Genomic DNA, 15487 nt, shown 5'->3' on the forward strand with positions numbered 1-15487 from the left:
TCGCGGCGCGTCACGCTGAAAGGCCGGCATCCCCGGCTTCCACTCTGTCCGCGGCCGAAGCGGCCGCGTATCTCAGCGTCCCTTCCAGACCGGGTCGCGCTTCTCCGCAAAGGCGCGGGCGCCCTCGAGCTGGTCCTCGCTCGAATAGAGGACATCAACTGTCCTGAACTGGCGACGGGTGACCTTGTTCATGGTCGTCTGGAAGTCCCGGCCCTCGGCATCACGGACCACTTCCTTGATTGCGGCATAGACGAGCGGCGGGCCGCTTTCGAGCAGGCGCGCCAGTTCCCACGCGCGGTCCATCAGCCGTCCGGCCGGCAGGATCTCGTTGACGAAGCCCCAGCGGTTCGCTTCGACCACGTCGAGCCAGCGGCCGGTGAGCAGCATGTCCATGGCGATATGGTAGGGGATGCGCTTCGGCAGCTTGATCGAAGCGGCATCGGCGAGCGTACCCGAGCGGATTTCCGGGAGTGCGAAACTCGCATGTTCGGCTGCGAGGATGATGTCGGTCGAAAGCGCGATCTCCAGGCCGCCACCGCAACAGATGCCGTTGACGGCCGCGATGATCGGCTTGTTGAGGTCGCGCAGCTCCTGCATGCCGCCGAAACCGCCGACGCCGTAATCTCCATCGACAGGGTCGCCTTCCGCCGCCGCCTTCAGGTCCCAGCCGGGGCAGAAGAATTTCTCGCCGGCGCCGGTGATGATCGCGACCCGAAGCTCCGGGTCGTCCCGGAAATCGCGGAAGATCTCGCCCATGACGCGGCTGGTCTTCAGGTCGATGGCATTGGCCTTCGGCCGGTCGATCGTGACTTCGAGAATGCCGCCTTCGCGGCGCGTAAGGATCGGTCCGGTCATGGGCGTCATTTCCTCCGGCGGATCAGGGCGTCGGCGGCAACGGCTCCGTGGCCGTCCGGCAGCACCATTATAGGATTGATATCGAGTTCTTCGAGTTTGGAAGCGTTTGCAACGACATAGGATGCCGCGGCAGCGACAGTTCGTATCAAGGCGGCGATATCGCCCTTCGGATTGCCGCGATAGCCATCGAGCAGCCTGCTGATTTTGAGCCCCGCAATCGCATCGCGGATACTCTCTTCGGTGACCGGCAGCGTGAGGATCGCGGAATCCTCCAGCAATTCGACGAGAATGCCGCCGGCGCCGATCGTCAGCACCGGACCTGCGACCGCGTCGCGCGCCGCCCCGACGATCAGTTCCGCCACCGGCTTGGCGATCATCTTCTCGACGAGGTAGCCGGAGGCGACCGATGCCATGCCGCGCGCCGCCTCGATGACCTCGTCACGGTTTGTCAGATTGAGCCTGACCGCACCGGCTTCGGTCTTGTGCGCCACGCCGAGGCCCTTGAGGGCCACGGGGAAGCCGAGGGACTCGGCCGCCGCCGCGGCTTCCTCGACTGTCGCGGCGCTCCTGCCGCCGGGAACGATGACGCCCGCGGCTGCGAGCTCATCCTTCGCCTCGGCTTCGCTCAGGGTGACGATCTCGCCTCCCTCAGGACGCGAGCGAAGGAGGGGAGGTGCTGCGGGCTTCGCCCACACGGCGCCGATCGCAGCGGCGGTCTCGACGGCGCCGAGCGCTTCGTCGATACCGAAGAAGGGCACGACGCCCGCCGACACCAGAGAGATCGCGGTTTCCTCGGGCATGTTCTCGCCGAGGCTGGCGACGATGCCGGCGACCGCGCCGGTAGCCTTCGTCGAATCGATGACCGCCTCACAGGTCGTGACCCAGTCGGCCGCGTCGCAGCGATCGAGCCGCGGGAAATCGAGCACGATCAGGTTGAGCGCGTAGCCGCCGTGCATCATGGCCGTGAAGGCGGCCGTCTGCTTCTCGCGATTTCCCCAGACGAACGTGTGGTAGTCGAGCGGATTGGCGATCGTCACCATTTCGCCGAGGCTTTCGCGCAGCGGCTGGCGTTGTTCCTCCCTGAGTGCCCGGAAATTGACTTTGCGCCGGACGCCGGCATCCGCCACCAGCGATGCCTCGCCGCCCGAACAGCTCATCGAGGAGATATCGGCGCTGGGCAGCGGCCCATGAAGATGCAGCAGCTTCAGGGTTTCGAGCAGCTCGGGCAGCGTGTCGACGCGGCCGATGCCGAGGCGGGCGAGCAGGGCCGAGGAGACCCGGTCGTTGCCGGCCAGCGAGGCGGTGTGGGAGACGGTGGCAAGCTGGGCGGCTTCCGATTTCCCGACCTTCAGCGTGACCACGGGTTTGCGCAGCTCGCGGGCGCGGGCGGCAAGCCTTTCCAGCGCCTCGATGCTGTCGAAGCCTTCGATATGGAGACCGACGGCGGTGACGCGCGGATCCTCGAGCACGGCGCAGGCGATGTCGGAAAGGCCCGTCTGCGCCTGGTTGCCTGCCGTCATGACATAGGCCAGCGGCAGCCCGCGCTTCTGCATCGAGATATTGCATGCGATATTCGAGGACTGCGTGAGGATCGCGACGCCTCGTTCGACCCGGAGCATGCCGTGCTGGTCGGGCCAGAGCAGCGCGCCGTCCAGCATGTTGATGAAGCCGTAGCAGTTGGGGCCGACGATCGGCATGTCGCCGGCCGCCGCGACGAGCGCCTCCTGCAGGTCGTTGCCATCGGCAAGCTCGTTTGCGGCCTCGCGGAAACCGGATGCGTAGCAGACGGCACCCCCGGCGCCCCGCGTGGCGAGATCGCGGATGATCTCGATCGTGAGCGCGCGGTTGACCCCGACGAAGGAGGCATCGGGCGCCTCCGGCAGGTCGGCCACCGAGCGATAGCAGCGGCGGCCGAGGATCTCTTCTTCGCGCGGGTGGACCGGCCAGATGTCACCGGCAAAGCCCATCTTGTCGCATTGCTCGATGACGCGGCGCGCCTCCTTGCCGCCGAAGACGGCGATGGAGCGTGGGCGGATGAGACGGTCGAGGGAGCGGGGAGGGGTGGTCATTGCGTCACCTTCCGAACGCTGCCATGCCCCTCATCCGGCTGCCGCCACCTTCTCCCCGCAGGCGGGGAGAAGGGATATGCCGCGCCATTCTGCTCAACTGCAGCCACTGCGCAAAGGGCGTCCCCTCTCCCCGCGCGCGGCAGGGGAATCGCATATGCGGAACAGGCATGGAACATCGAAGGGTTTGTTCTCGATGCGATTCCGTTCTGTTCGCCATTCGATTCCTCGAAATCGGCCATATGCGAAAGCCCTACCGCGCGCGGGGAGAGGGCTAGGGTGAGGGGCAAACTGCCGAAACTAAAGCGCTGCCGCATCACTCAAGCCCCCAGCGGCCGGAGCAGATCGCGGCTGATGATGTGTCGTTGAATCTCCGACGTCCCATCCCAGATGCGCTCGACGCGTGCGTCGCGCCAGAAGCGGGCGAGCGGCAGGTCGTCCATGAGCCCCATGCCGCCATAGATCTGGATCGCCTCGTCGGTGACGCGGGCGAGCATTTCGGTGGCAAAGACCTTGGCCGAAGCGATCTCGCGGTTGGACGGCAGGCCCTGGTCGAGCCGCCAGGCGGCCGAGAGCGTCAGGAGGTCGGCCGCGTCGATCTCGGTGATCATGTCGGCAAGCTTGAAGGAGACGCCCTGATTGGCGCTGATCGGCTTGCCGAACTGCTTGCGCTCGGCCGCGTAGGAGAGCGCGTAATCGAAGGCGCGACGGGCGCGGCCGACGGAGGTGGCGGCCACGGTCAGGCGGGTGGCGTAGAGCCAGTCATTGGCAATATCGAAGCCTTTATGAACCTCGCCGAGGATCTGGGCGGAAGGCAGCCGACAGTCGTCGAAAGTCAGGATGCAGTTCTTGTAGCCGCGATGCGAGACGGAATTGTAACCCTCGCGGATTTCGAAGCCCGGGGTGCCGCGGTCGACCAGGAAACAGGTGATCTTCTTCTTCGGTCCGCGCGGCGTCTGCTCCTCGCCGGTGGCGATGAAGACGATGACGAAATCGGCAATATCGGCATGACTGATGAAATGCTTCGTGCCGTTGACGATCCAGTCGTCGCCGTCCGGCCGCGCGAAACACTTCATGCCGCGCACGTCGGAGCCGGCGTCCGGCTCGGTCATGGCGAGCGCGTCGAACTTGTCGCCGCGGACGGCCGGGAGCAGGTATCGCTCTCGCTGATCCTCGTTGCAGGCCATCAGGATGCCGGACGGCCGCCCGAAGAAGACGGTGAGGCCCATGGACCCGCGTCCGAGCTCGCGTTCGACCAGCGTGAAGGTCAGATGGTCCAGGCCGGCGCCGCCGACCTCTTCCGGGAAGTTGCAGGCGAAGAAGCCGAGCTCCTTGCACTTGCGGGCGATTTCCAGCCCGAGTTCGCGCGGCACCACTCCGGTCCGCTCGACCTCGTTCTCATGCGGATAGATCTCGGTCTCGACGAAGGTGCGGACCGTGTCGACGATCATCTGCTGTTCTTCGGTCAGTGCGAAATTCATTGTTCTCCCTCGTCCATTCTGGTCCGCGCGGCAGATCGCTCCTCAACGATCCACTGCGGAGCTCTCGGGCAGTGTCTGCCCCTCTCCTCGGGTCTGCCCCTCACCCTAACCCTCTCCCCGCTCGCGGGGAGAGGGTACGTGCCCCACGGTAGATGGGGTGCAAGCGGCTGCGGCATATCCCTTCTCCCCGTCAGGACGGGGAGAAGGTGCCGGCAGGCGGATGAGGGGCTCTTATCCCGCCAACATCTCCGTCACCGCTTCTGCCCTACATGCCGCCCGGCGCCATCAGGCGCGTCCAGCTTCGCATGACCTTCCGCGATCGGCTTCAGCTTGGCCATCACCTCCGCCGGAGCCGGCACGGACTTGCCGGCCTTGGCGTCGACATGCAGCATCATCTGTTCGGCGGTGGCGATGACATCGCCCGAAGCCGCATCGTGAATGCGCGTGAAGAAGTGGATGCGCTTCTCGTCCGACGAAAGGAGCTGCAGGGTCGTATAGAGCGCCTGTCCGAGCTTGGCTTCGCCGAGATGGCGGATGTGGGTTTCGACCGTGTAGTAGCTGTGGCCGGCCTCGACATAGGCGAAGTCGACGCCGATCACCTTGAGCAGTGCATCCGAGGTGTCGCCGAAGAGCTGCAAGTAGCGATGCTCGGTCATGTGGCCGTTGTAGTCGACCCAGGCGGCGTTGACCTTGGTATCGACCAGACGCAGCGGCCCGGACGCGTCCAGGCTCTTCGACGGGCTGCCGCCCTTTTCCCAAAGCCGCTTCTCGAAATCGGCGAGCAGCTTGCCGGCACCCCAGCCTTTGCCGCCGTCGCCGGCCTTCAAGGCATGCATGATACCGACGAGGTTTTCGTCCCGGATGCGTTCGAGTTCGCGGATGGAGCGACCGGCGGCCTGCGCGTCCGATTGTGCCCCGATCTTCTCGACAAGCGCGTCGTCGAGATCGACCACGTCGGTGAATTTCGTCCAGGGCCATTTGAGGCAGGGGCCGAACTGGGCGAGGAAGTGGCGCATGCCCGCTTCGCCGCCGGCGATGCGATAAGTCTCGAAGAGACCCATCTGTGCCCAGCGCATGCCGAAGGAATATCGCATGACGTCGTCGAGCGTCTCGGTATCGCAGATGTCGTCCTGGATCAGCCAGAGCGCTTCGCGCCAGAGCGCTTCGAGCAAGCGGTCGCCGACGAAGGCCTCTATCTCCTTGGCGATGACGACTCCCTTCATGCCGATCTCGGCGACCGCTTCCTCGGCGCGTCTGATCGTTTCCGGCGAAGTCTTCCTGCCGCCGACGAGCTCCACCAGCGGCAGCAGATAGACCGGGTTATAGGGATGCGCCACGAACATGCGTTCGGGATGCTTCATCTCGGCCTGCAGGTCGGACGGGAGCAGGCCCGAGGTGGAGGAACCGATGAGGGCGTCGGGCCGGGCGGCCGCATCGATCTCGTTGATGACGCCGCGCTTCAACGGCAGCCGTTCGGGCACGCTTTCCTGAATCCAGTCAACGCCCTCGACCGCTTCCTGAATGCTCCTGCAGAAGGTGAATTTGCCGCGCGGCGGCAGCGGCGCCATGGTCAGCATGCCATAGGCGCGTTCCGCATTCGCCATGACCTCGCCGATGATGCGCTCGGCTTCCGGATGCGGGTCGAAGATGTTGACGTCTATTCCTGCAAGCGCAAAACGCGCAGCCCAGGCCCCGCCGATGACGCCGCCGCCGATACAGGCGGCCTTGGTGATTGTGGTCATTCCCCTCTCCTCGATTCCTTGGAATCCTAGTCTACCCCTCCAGTCGAGTATGCCCCTCACCCTAACCCTCTCCCCGCAGGCGGGGAGAGGGGACTGGGCGCCTACGGCTTGCGTCCTTCTCCCCGTTTCAACGGGGAGAAGGTGCCGGCAGGCGGATGAGGGGCCGAACTGACTCTTACCGCTTCGTCAGCTTCAGCTTCCTGCGGACCTCTTCCGGACCGATGATCTTCGCGCCCATGCTCTCGACGACGGAGACCGCTTTCTCCACGAGCTGGGCATTGGTCGCGAGCTGGCCCTTGCCGACATAGAGATTGTCTTCCAGGCCGACGCGGACGTTGCCGCCGGCAAGGACCGCGGCGGCGGGATAGGCCATGGCGTTCCGGCCGATCGAGAAGGCGGAGAAGGTCCAGTTCGAGGGCACGTTGTTGACCATGGCCATGAAGGTGTTGAGATCGTCCGGCGCGCCCCACGGAATGCCCATGCAGAGCTGGATCAGCACCGGATCCTCGATCAGGCCTTCTTCGGCGAGTTGCTTGGCGAACCACAAATGCCCGGTGTCGAAGGCCTCGATCTCCGGACGCACGCCGAGTGCGGTCATCTGCCGTGCCATCTCGCGCAGCATCGACGGCGTATTGGTCATGACGTAATCGCCCAGCGAGAAATTCATCGTGCCGCAGTCGAGCGTGCAGATTTCCGGCAGGCATTCGGCGACATGCGCGACGCGTTCGGTGGCGCCGGCCATGTCCGTGCCCTTCTCGTCGACGGGGAAGGGGCTCTCGACGTTACCGAAAACGAGGTCTCCGCCCATGCCGGCGGTCAGATTGAGCACCACGTCTATATCGGCGGAGCGGATGCGATCGGTCACTTCCCTGTAGAGATCGAGCCGCCGGGCAGGCGCGCCGGTCTCGGGATCGCGGACGTGACAATGGACGACGGCGGCACCCGCCTTGGCGGCCTCGATCGCCGACTCGGCGATCTGTTTCGGCGTGACCGGAACGTGGCTGGATTTCGAGACGGTGTCTCCGGCGCCGGTGACGGCGCATGTGATGAACACCTCGCGGTTCATGCTGAGCGGCATTGATGTCCTCCCTTTCGTTGTCCGTATTACGAGCCAGAAAGTGCGGCGCTGCTTTTCATGGATAGAACCATCCTATACATTATCGGAATTCTCTGGAGGAAGTTTTGCCTTGGACAGCAGCATCGCGCAGGCGCAGCATATCGATCTTCTGATCCTGCCGGAGACCAATCTCATCCTTGTCGCATCGGTTATCGAACCGCTGCGCGCCGCCAACCGCATCGCCGGGCGGACGCTTTACAGCTGGAGCCTGTTCAGTCCGGACGGGAGGGCGATCGAAACGAAGAGCGGCATTCCCGTTCCGGTGGCCGGCGCCTTCCGTCCGCAGCGCGAGACGGCGCCGCTCTTCGTGCTTTCCAGCTACCACTGGCAGCGCAGCGCCACCTCGCAGCTCAAGATGCTCCTGTCGCAGACGGCGCGGCACCGCGAGATGATGGCCGGCATCGAATCCGGCTCCTGGCTGCTGGCGGAGACGAGCCTCCTCGACAATTTCTCGGCCACCACCCATTGGGAGGATTTCGAGGATTTCGCCGCCGCCTATCCGCAGGTGACGATGGTGCGCGAGCGTTTCGTCATCGACCGAAAACGCATCACCACCGGCGGCTCGCTGCCGACGCTGGACCTGATGCTGGAACTGATCCGCCGCGCGCACGGCTATTCGCTGGCGCTCGAAGTGTCGCGCCTCTTCATCTACGAGCAGGAACGCACCCGCGGCGACCTCCTGCAGGTACCCGCAATCGGCAACATGCGCATTCTCGACACCCGCGTCGGCGCCGCGGTCAAGCTGATGGAAGAAACGGTCGAGGCTCCGCTGACGCTCGCGCGGCTGGCGCGGCGCGTGGGGGTCAGCGCCCGGCACCTTCAGGATCTCTTCAAGGAAACCATGGGCGTCGCGCCGCACGAACACTATCTGGCGCTGCGGCTCAACGCTGCACGGCGCAAGGTCATCGAAACGCGGATGGAGTTCGCCGACATAGCGGCGATTTCCGGCTTCAACTCGTCGTCTTCATTTTCGCGCAGCTATCGCGCGCATTATCGGGAAAGCCCCAGCGAGACGCGCCGGCGGCTCAAGCTGAAAAACTGAGTCAAGGGCTTCACGCGGCAACTGAGCGAAGGTGAGTTTTGCGAGTCGAATCAGCGATCTGCCGCAAGTCCCTCGAGAAAGGATTCAGCGATCAGACCACCGTCTCGCCCCCGTCCACCACGAGGATCTGTCCGGTCATGTAGGAGGAACGGTCGGAAACAAGGAAGAGGATCGACTCGGCGATCTCGTCGACGCTCGCCCAGCGGCCGAGCGGAACCCTCTCGCGGATATAGGCTTCGATGGCCTCGCGCCCGCCCATCTGGTCGATGAAGGGCTCGTTGAAGGGCGTGTCGACCCAGCCGGGGCAAAGAGCGTTCACCCTGACGCCGTATTTCGCATAGTCGCCCGCCATCTGCCGGGTCATGGCGATGACTGCGTGTTTCGTCGTCGTATAGGCGATCATCTCACGATCGTAGAGAACGCCTGACGAGGAAGACGTGTTGACGATCACGCCGCGGCCCGCCTTCTTCATCGAGGGCATGACAAGGCGGGCGGCCATGAAATGGGCGCGGACGTTGAGGTTCCAGGACCGGTCGAAACCCGCCACCTCGACCTCTTCCAGGTCGCCGGCGACCTGCGCGCCGGCGTGATTGTGCAGGATGTCGATCCGTCCGTGCCGGTAGAGGATATCGGCAATGCCGTCCGCAAGCGCGTCGTCGTCGGTGACGTCGACCGCGAGCGCTTCAGCGCTGCCGCCCCCGGCGGCGATCGCTGCCACGGTGTCCCCTGCGGCTTCCACGCTGCGGTCGACGACCACCACATGTGCGCCTTCGCGGGCCATGATGGCGGCACCCGCCCGGCCGATTCCGGAGCCCGCTCCGGTCACGATCGCGATCCGGTTGTTCAGGATCATTGTTTCACTCCCCGGATTTGCTTTTCTTTTCGCGCATGAGCACGCGGGCGGTCAGGATAAGTAAAAGCGAGGCGACCAGGACCAGGGTCGCGATCGCGTTGATTTCCGGCGTCACCCCGCGGCGGATCGAGGCGAAGACATAGATCGGCAGGGTCGTCTTCGAGCCGGCGACGAAGAAGGCGATGATGAAGTCGTCGAAGGAGAAGGTGAAAGCGAGGAGAAAGCCCGCGAGGATCGACGGCAGGATCTGCGGCAGCACGATCAGCCTGAAAGTGGTGAGCGGCGTCGCATAGAGGTCGCCCGACGCCTCGACGATGTCGCGGCCGAGGCTCGCGATGCGCGCCTTGACGATCATGGTGACGAGCGCCATCGAGAAGAGCCCATGGGCGGCGATGATGGAGCCGTAACCGAGTCCCAGTTGCGGCGGCTGCTCGCCGGGCCAGAGGGCTGCGATCGTCGGGTTGACGAAGGAGAAGACCGCGACGAGCGCGACCAGTGTCGCGATGCCGATGACGACGCCCGGGACGACGATCGCCGCGGCGAAGAGTGCATCGAAGAGCGCCCGCATGCGAGAGCCAAGCCGCTCCATGCCCAGTGCGGCCATGGTGCCGAAGACGGCGGCAAGCGTGGCGCTGGTGAACGCGATGATCAGGCTGTTCTGCAGCGCCGAGACGAGAAATGTGTTGCCGAGCGCCTTGCCGTACCAGGCGAGCGAAAAGCCCGTGAACTCGCTCGCATTGCGGCCGGCATTGAACGAGAAGAGCACGACCAGCGCGATCGGCGCATAGAGGAAGAGATAGACGGAGGAGATGAAGGCGCGCATCAGACGAGATCCACCTGTCTTGTTCCGGCGACCTTCCAGGCGATCCGCATCGCCACCATGAGGACGACGACGACGACGGCGACGAGGGTCACCGCGATCGCCGATCCGAAGGGCCAGTTCCGCGACTGCAGGAAGAGATCGACCAGCGCATTGCCGATGAAGAAGACCTTGCCGCCGCCGAGCAGCTGCGGGATCAGATACTCGCCGAGAAGCAGGATGGTGACGAGCGCGACGCCCGTCATGACGCCCGGCAGCGACAGCGGCAGAGTGACGCCGAGAAAGGTGGAGACGGGCTTGCCGCCAAGATCGGCGGAAGCCTCCAACAGGCGGCGGTCGAGCTTTTCCAGGCTCACATAGATCGGCATGATCATCAGCGGCAGATAGCCGTAGACGATGCCGAGCAGCACGGCGCCGGGCGTGTTCAGCATGCGGACGTCCTCGATGCCGATCATCGACAGGAGATTGGGAATGCCGCGCGAGCCGAGGATGTACATCCAGGCATAGGTACGCACGAGCAGGCTCGTCCAGAACGGAACGACGACAAGCGAGACGAGGATGAGTCGGTAGCGCGGGTTTGCCTTGACGGCGAGGTAATAGGCGACCGGATAGGCGACGACGAGGCAGAGCAGGGCGCCGGCCGGGGCGAGCATCAGCGTATTCCAGAACGCGGCCGCCCGCGTCGGCAGATTGGCGAACTGCGCAAAGGTGAAAGCCGGCTGGTATCCGCCTTCAGGCGCCCGCTCGCCAAAGGCGAAGACGAGCATGGCGATGAATGGGAGAACCAGGAAGACGGTGAGCCACACGGCCGCCGGCGCAATCAACGCCGCCGTAACCAGGTTCCTCTTCGTGTTCGTTGCCACGCGCATGATTTGTCCGTGAACTGGAATGAAACTGCCCCTCACCCTAACCCTCTCCCCGCAGGCGGGGAGAGGGGACTGGAGCGGTGCGGCATATCCCTTCTCCCCGCAGGCGGGGAGAAGGTGCCGGCAGGCGGATGAGGGGCAGGTTACATTCTGCCTCAAGCCGATTTGAAACGCGCCATCAGCTCGGCGCGGCCCGGATCCGTCAGCGTCACCGCGGCGCCGAACTCGAGCGGGGTGAGGGCCGCTTCGTCCGGATAGACGATCTTGTTCGAGGTGACATCGGCCGGAAGCAGCTTCATGACGCGGCTGTCGGTCGTCGGCGCGCCGTTGGCGATGTGTTCCTTCACGGCGTTTGCCGGGGTCATCAGGTAATCGAGCAAGGCGTAGCCGGCGGGTTTGTTCGCTGCACTCTTCGGGATCGCGTAGAAGTCCGACCAGATCTCGCCCCCGTCCTTGCCGAGCACGAACTTGATCTCCGGCATGTCGCGGTTGAGTTGGGCCCCGTCATTGGTCCAGCACATCGTCATCCAGGCATCGGTCGCGCGCATCGACGGCTGATAGTCGCTGTTGATGGCATAGAGATGCGGCTTGACCTTGATCAGCAGCTCTTCGGCCTTGGCGAGCTCTTCGGGCTTGATCGAATTGAAGGAGAAGCCGAGCGAGACCAGCGCATTGCCGATCGTCGTGAGCTGATAGTCGTGCACCATGGCACGGCCATCGGCTTCCGTCATCGCAATCTCGAAGAAGTCCTTCCAGCTCGCAACCGGCGCCTTGATCTTGTCGGAGTTCACGGCGATCCCGGTGGTTCCCCAGTTCTTCGGCACGGCATAGGTCTTGCCTTCGACAATGCCTTCATTGGTGAAGCGCGCATTTTCCGTCGAGGCGTCGTAGTTGGGCAGCTTGGAAAGATCGAGCTCGTCGATCAGGCCGAGCTTCACATAAGTCGAGATCGTGTAGTTCGTGGGCACGAAGAGGTCCCAGCCGATGCCGCCCGCCTGCAGCTTCGCCAGCATTTCCTCGTTCGAGCCGAAGACGTTGACTTCGACCGCGACGCCGGTCGCGGCGGTGAAGGCTTCGAAGGTGGCGGGATCGTGATAGTTCGGCCAGGTGGCGATCGACATCTGCGTGCCGAGGTCGCCGGCGGCGTAAGCGGCGGAGTTGAAGAGGCCGGGCTGGCGCGCCAATACGGCCGTCGCGAGGCCGAGGCCGGTGACGCCAAGGAAGTGGCGGCGCGAAACTGAGCCGCGCTTCAGGCGCATCAGCTCGTCGGCAAGCTTGTCCGCGGTGATCGGGGCATTCTCTCTGTACCACTTGGTCATGATGCTGTTCCCTTATCGTTGACGTCAATTGATTGCGGCAGATCGGGCCCCTCAGGCCGGAAAGACATGCATTGCATTCGGGTCGAAGCTGAGCCCGATCCTTTCACCGGGTTCGGCGAGATCGCTGTCGTTCAGGCTGCGGCGGTCGGCGGTAACGAGAAAATCGCCGAGGCCCTCGACCTCGACCGAATATTCGACGGACGAGCCCAGGAAGATGCGGTGGGTCACCGTGCCCCGCAGCGCAGCGCTGCCGTCGCGCACCAGGCTTATCGCCTCCGGGCGCAGCGCCACCATGACCGGGCCTGCCGTGCCGTTGGCGCGGGCGGGCTTGGCAAGTCCGACGCCATTGGCGAGGAGGACCGCGCCGGCGCCGGGTTCGATCGTCCCGGCGATGCGGTTGGTCTTGCCGACGAAGTCGGCGACGAAGAGGCTTGCCGGGCGGTCGTAGATCTCCTGCGGCGGCCCGATCTGCACGATGCGGCCAGTGCTCATGACGCAGACGAAGTCGCTCATAGAGAGCGCCTCTTCCTGATCGTGCGTGACGAGCACGAAGGTGATGCCGAGCTCGCGCTGCAGGCTCTGCAGCTCGATCTGCATGGCGGTGCGCAGCTTCTTGTCGAGCGCTGCGAGCGGCTCGTCGAGGAGCAGCACCTTCGGCTTGTTGACGATGGCACGGGCGAGCGCCACGCGCTGCTGTTGTCCGCCGGACATTTCGTGGATGCGGCGCTTGCCGAAGCCGCCGAGTCGGACCATCTCCAGCGCCTCCTGGGCGCGCCGGGTGATCTCGGCCGCCGGGATACGGGGACGCGTCTGCTTCAAGCCGTAGGCGACGTTCTGCTCGACATCGAGATGCGGGAAAAGCGCATATTGCTGGAACACCATGTTGACCGGCCGGCGATAGGCAGGCACGCCGTTCATCGGCTGGCCGCCGATATAGACCATGCCTTCGCTCGGCTGCTCGAAGCCGCCGATCATGCGCAGGCATGTGGTCTTGCCGCAGCCGGATGGGCCGAGCAGCGCAACGAAGGCGCCCTTCGGCACCGTCAGGTTGATGTCCGATACCGCCGTCACGCTGCCATAGCGTTTGGCGACCGAACGGAATTCGATGTCGTTCGTCGAAGCGGATGTCACGTCTGTTCCCTGCGGTCGTTCTTGGAATTGCTCGCGGTTCATGCACCGCCGCTTCCACCGTCATTATCGGATAGCCTAGTCAAAAGCGCCCGGGCCGGTATATACCCCAAGAGAGGTATTTCAACCCAAAGCGCCCTGTGGAAGGAGTATACCCCAGAGCGGCGGAGCGAGCCGGGAGAACCGTTTGGGCATCGACCTCGACAGACTTTTTCAGGCGATGGCGCGGCTGGTGAACGGCGCGCCGATGGATGACGAGGCTGTCGGCTGCACATTCCGGGGACTGATGTCCACCTTGATGACGTTCGATTATGTCGTCGTCTTCGCCTACCGGGGAAAAGAACGGCCGCTCGACCTTTACAGTACGTTCGACGCCGAGGATCACGTGCTCTTCGTGAGCCTCTATCAGGCCGGACCTTATCTGCTCGATCCGTTCTATCACGCCGCTCGTGCCCCCAAGCCAGGCGTGTGGCGCATGCGGGAACTGGCGCCCGACCGTTTCTTCTCGAGCGAATACTACCGGACCTACTACGTCCAGACGGGGCTTGCCGAGGAGGTCGGCTTCTTCGTGCCGGTCAGCGAACAGGTCACCGTCGTCCTCTCATTGATGCGGCGGGAGGCGACGGGCGTCTTCAGCGCGGCGGAATTCGCACTGCTGAAGAAGGCGGAGCCGCTGGTGCCCGCTTTCGTGCGCCATCATTGGGCGGAACTCGACCGTCGCTTCGATACGGCGCTCGCGAAAAAGGGCAGGGGCCGCCGGAAGGCGGCGCATCCGCCGGCAGACGGGGTCTGGCGGCATCTCAACCTCACCGAGCGGGAAGCCGCCATCATCGAACTCGTGCTTCAGGGGCATTCTTCCGAATCGATCGGATTGAAGCTCGGCATCTCGACGGGCACGGTCAAAGTGCACCGCCGCAACGTCTATCGGAAGCTCGGCATTTCCTCGCAAACCCAGCTCCTGTCTCTCTACATCAAGAATCTCGGTCAGTAGAGAGACCGCCTCCGCTTCTCCCGCTCGCCAGACTCCCTTGGCTTTTCGAAAACTCAGCGGAACGCATCGCCGATGTGCCCGCGTTTTTTCGGCATGCGACCAACTCAGACTTGACAATTTTTTCAACCCATGAAAATTATTTCATATCGAGATAAAAATATCATGCGCTGCAAAAATTATCATGCAATGCAGCATGGGTGGAGGACATGGCGATCATCGGTGGAATGGCTGTCCGCGACGACGAGGCGAGCATGGCGACCCGCGCCGCTTGGCTGCATTACGCGGGCGGGCTGACCCAGGCCGAGGTCGCCAAGCGTCTGGGACTGACGTCGCTCAAAGCGCATCGGCTGATCATGAAGGCCAATCAGGAAGGCTTGGTGAAAGTCTATATCGACGGGGACGTTTCCGAATGCGTCGAGCTGGAGCAGAAGCTTTCCAGCCGTTACGGCCTGGACTATTGCGAGGTGGTCCCGGACTTCGACAGCGACGACCTGCCGCTGAAGGCGCTCGGCATCTCCGGGGCACAGTTTCTCAGGCGCGAGATCGAGCGCGGAGAGACGGCGCTGATCGGCGTCGGCCACGGACGCACGCTCGCAGCCAGCATCGAGTACATGCCGCGCACGGCGAGCAACAATACGCGCTTCGTTTCGCTGCTCGGCGGGCTCACGCGAAAATTCTCCGCCAATCCGCATGACGTGATCCACCGCCTGGCAGAGCGCACGGGCGCCGAAGCCTATGTGATGCCGGTGCCGTTCTTCGCCAACACGGTCGAGGATCGCGATGTCCTTTTCAGCCAGCGCGGCGTGCGTGAGGTCTTCGATCTCGCGAAGTCGGCCGACCTTCTGATGGTCGGAATCGGCACGGCCGAGCGCGAGGCGTCGCTTGTGGCGACCGGGATGATCGAGATGCGCGAAATAGCGGAGATTCAGAAAGCGGGCGGCGTCGGCGAGCTGCTCGGCCACTTCTTCGACGAGAAGGGCAGGCCGATCGAGACCGCGCTTTCGAACCGCACTTTCACGCTTGGCCGGCAGGACCTGAAGAACCGCCGCACCGTGGCGATTGCCGGGGGCAGGGTCAAGACGCGCCCGATTCGCGCGGTCCTGGAGAGCGGATTCCTGAGCGGGCTCATCACGGACGAGCGCACTGCGCAGACGCTGGCCGCTTGAGAAACATGGGACCGAGGAGCGACGAAAATCGGCGCTGCGGT

Annotated in this window: 13 protein-coding genes; 3 read left to right on the forward strand and 10 right to left on the reverse strand. The window is 64.2% G+C overall.

Annotated features, from left to right (window positions below; all coding sequences use genetic code 11):
- Positions 1 to 72 precede the first annotated feature (72 nt).
- The 5 genes from JOH52_RS12405 to bcoG form a co-directional block, all read right to left on the reverse strand.
- The gene (locus JOH52_RS12405; RefSeq protein ID WP_013844655.1) at positions 73 to 855 is read right to left on the reverse strand and encodes a carnitinyl-CoA dehydratase; all 783 of its coding nucleotides are present in this window, start codon (positions 853 to 855) and stop codon (positions 73 to 75) included.
- 5 nt (positions 856 to 860) lie between these two features.
- On the reverse strand, positions 861 to 2924 hold the full coding sequence (locus JOH52_RS12410) for an acetate--CoA ligase family protein (protein ID WP_010969805.1): 2064 nt from the start codon (positions 2922 to 2924) through the stop codon (positions 861 to 863).
- Between the two features lie 317 nt (positions 2925 to 3241).
- Positions 3242 to 4402 carry an acyl-CoA dehydrogenase family protein gene (locus JOH52_RS12415; protein ID WP_010969804.1) on the reverse strand — a complete coding sequence of 387 codons (1161 nt, stop codon included), beginning with the start codon at positions 4400 to 4402 and terminating at the stop codon, positions 3242 to 3244.
- 251 nt (positions 4403 to 4653) lie between these two features.
- On the reverse strand, positions 4654 to 6144 hold the full coding sequence (locus JOH52_RS12420; RefSeq protein ID WP_003537893.1) for a carnitine 3-dehydrogenase: 1491 nt from the start codon (positions 6142 to 6144) through the stop codon (positions 4654 to 4656).
- A gap of 175 nt (positions 6145 to 6319) precedes the next feature.
- The gene (gene bcoG, locus JOH52_RS12425) at positions 6320 to 7222 is read right to left on the reverse strand and encodes a 3-dehydrocarnitine:acetyl-CoA trimethylamine transferase BcoG (protein ID WP_010969803.1); all 903 of its coding nucleotides are present in this window, start codon (positions 7220 to 7222) and stop codon (positions 6320 to 6322) included.
- Between the two features lie 109 nt (positions 7223 to 7331).
- On the opposite strand from bcoG, the gene JOH52_RS12430 reads away from it, so the two are divergent.
- Positions 7332 to 8303: a GlxA family transcriptional regulator gene (locus tag JOH52_RS12430; RefSeq protein ID WP_014526942.1), complete on the forward strand. Its 972-nt coding sequence runs from the start codon at positions 7332 to 7334 to the stop codon at positions 8301 to 8303.
- Positions 8304 to 8394: 91 nt separating this feature from the next.
- Here JOH52_RS12430 and JOH52_RS12435 read toward each other — a convergent pair whose 3' ends face one another.
- The 5 genes from JOH52_RS12435 to JOH52_RS12455 form a co-directional block, all read right to left on the reverse strand.
- Complete coding sequence (locus tag JOH52_RS12435; RefSeq protein WP_003536404.1) at positions 8395 to 9156, reverse strand: SDR family NAD(P)-dependent oxidoreductase; 762 nt, start codon at positions 9154 to 9156, stop codon at positions 8395 to 8397.
- A 4-nt stretch (positions 9157 to 9160) separates the two neighbouring features.
- Entirely contained in the window at positions 9161 to 9979 is an 819-nt protein-coding gene (locus JOH52_RS12440) for an ABC transporter permease (protein WP_010969801.1), read from the reverse strand.
- Positions 9979 to 10845, reverse strand: coding sequence for an ABC transporter permease (locus JOH52_RS12445; RefSeq protein WP_010969800.1), 867 nt, complete (start codon positions 10843 to 10845; stop codon positions 9979 to 9981). Before JOH52_RS12445 ends, JOH52_RS12440 begins: the two co-directional genes overlap by 1 nt.
- A 152-nt stretch (positions 10846 to 10997) precedes the next feature.
- Entirely contained in the window at positions 10998 to 12161 is a 1164-nt protein-coding gene (locus JOH52_RS12450) for a polyamine ABC transporter substrate-binding protein (protein WP_010969799.1), read from the reverse strand.
- A gap of 51 nt (positions 12162 to 12212) precedes the next feature.
- On the reverse strand, positions 12213 to 13334 hold the full coding sequence (locus JOH52_RS12455; RefSeq protein WP_013844651.1) for an ABC transporter ATP-binding protein: 1122 nt from the start codon (positions 13332 to 13334) through the stop codon (positions 12213 to 12215).
- A gap of 142 nt (positions 13335 to 13476) precedes the next feature.
- On the opposite strand from JOH52_RS12455, the gene JOH52_RS12460 reads away from it, so the two are divergent.
- Together JOH52_RS12460 and JOH52_RS12465 are read left to right on the forward strand one after the other, a co-directional pair.
- A complete protein-coding gene (locus JOH52_RS12460) occupies positions 13477 to 14280 on the forward strand; it encodes a helix-turn-helix transcriptional regulator (RefSeq protein WP_017266167.1) in 804 nt (267 codons plus the stop codon).
- Between the two features lie 206 nt (positions 14281 to 14486).
- Positions 14487 to 15446, forward strand: a complete 960-nt coding sequence (locus JOH52_RS12465; protein WP_003536397.1) for a sugar-binding transcriptional regulator — start codon at positions 14487 to 14489, stop codon at positions 15444 to 15446.
- Positions 15447 to 15487: the final 41 nt, after the last annotated feature.

It is taken from the genome of Sinorhizobium meliloti (genome assembly GCF_017876815.1).
GTDB classification, from domain to species: Bacteria; Pseudomonadota; Alphaproteobacteria; order Rhizobiales; family Rhizobiaceae; genus Sinorhizobium; species Sinorhizobium meliloti.

What these genes read in the sequence shown, in the direction of transcription:
- JOH52_RS12405 (WP_013844655.1), bottom strand. Translation starts at nt 855, where the DNA reads ATGACCGGACCGATCCTTACGCGCCGCGAAGGCGGCATTCTCGAAGTC.
- JOH52_RS12410 (WP_010969805.1), bottom strand. Translation starts at nt 2,924, where the DNA reads ATGACCACCCCTCCCCGCTCCCTCGACCGTCTCATCCGCCCACGCTCC.
- JOH52_RS12415 (WP_010969804.1), bottom strand. Translation starts at nt 4,402, where the DNA reads ATGAATTTCGCACTGACCGAAGAACAGCAGATGATCGTCGACACGGTC.
- JOH52_RS12420 (WP_003537893.1), bottom strand. Translation starts at nt 6,144, where the DNA reads ATGACCACAATCACCAAGGCCGCCTGTATCGGCGGCGGCGTCATCGGC.
- bcoG (WP_010969803.1), bottom strand. Translation starts at nt 7,222, where the DNA reads ATGCCGCTCAGCATGAACCGCGAGGTGTTCATCACATGCGCCGTCACC.
- JOH52_RS12435 (WP_003536404.1), bottom strand. Translation starts at nt 9,156, where the DNA reads ATGATCCTGAACAACCGGATCGCGATCGTGACCGGAGCGGGCTCCGGA.
- JOH52_RS12440 (WP_010969801.1), bottom strand. Translation starts at nt 9,979, where the DNA reads ATGCGCGCCTTCATCTCCTCCGTCTATCTCTTCCTCTATGCGCCGATC.
- JOH52_RS12445 (WP_010969800.1), bottom strand. Translation starts at nt 10,845, where the DNA reads ATGCGCGTGGCAACGAACACGAAGAGGAACCTGGTTACGGCGGCGTTG.
- JOH52_RS12450 (WP_010969799.1), bottom strand. Translation starts at nt 12,161, where the DNA reads ATGACCAAGTGGTACAGAGAGAATGCCCCGATCACCGCGGACAAGCTT.
- JOH52_RS12455 (WP_013844651.1), bottom strand. Translation starts at nt 13,334, where the DNA reads ATGAACCGCGAGCAATTCCAAGAACGACCGCAGGGAACAGACGTGACA.
- JOH52_RS12465 (WP_003536397.1), top strand. Translation starts at nt 14,487, where the DNA reads ATGGCGATCATCGGTGGAATGGCTGTCCGCGACGACGAGGCGAGCATG.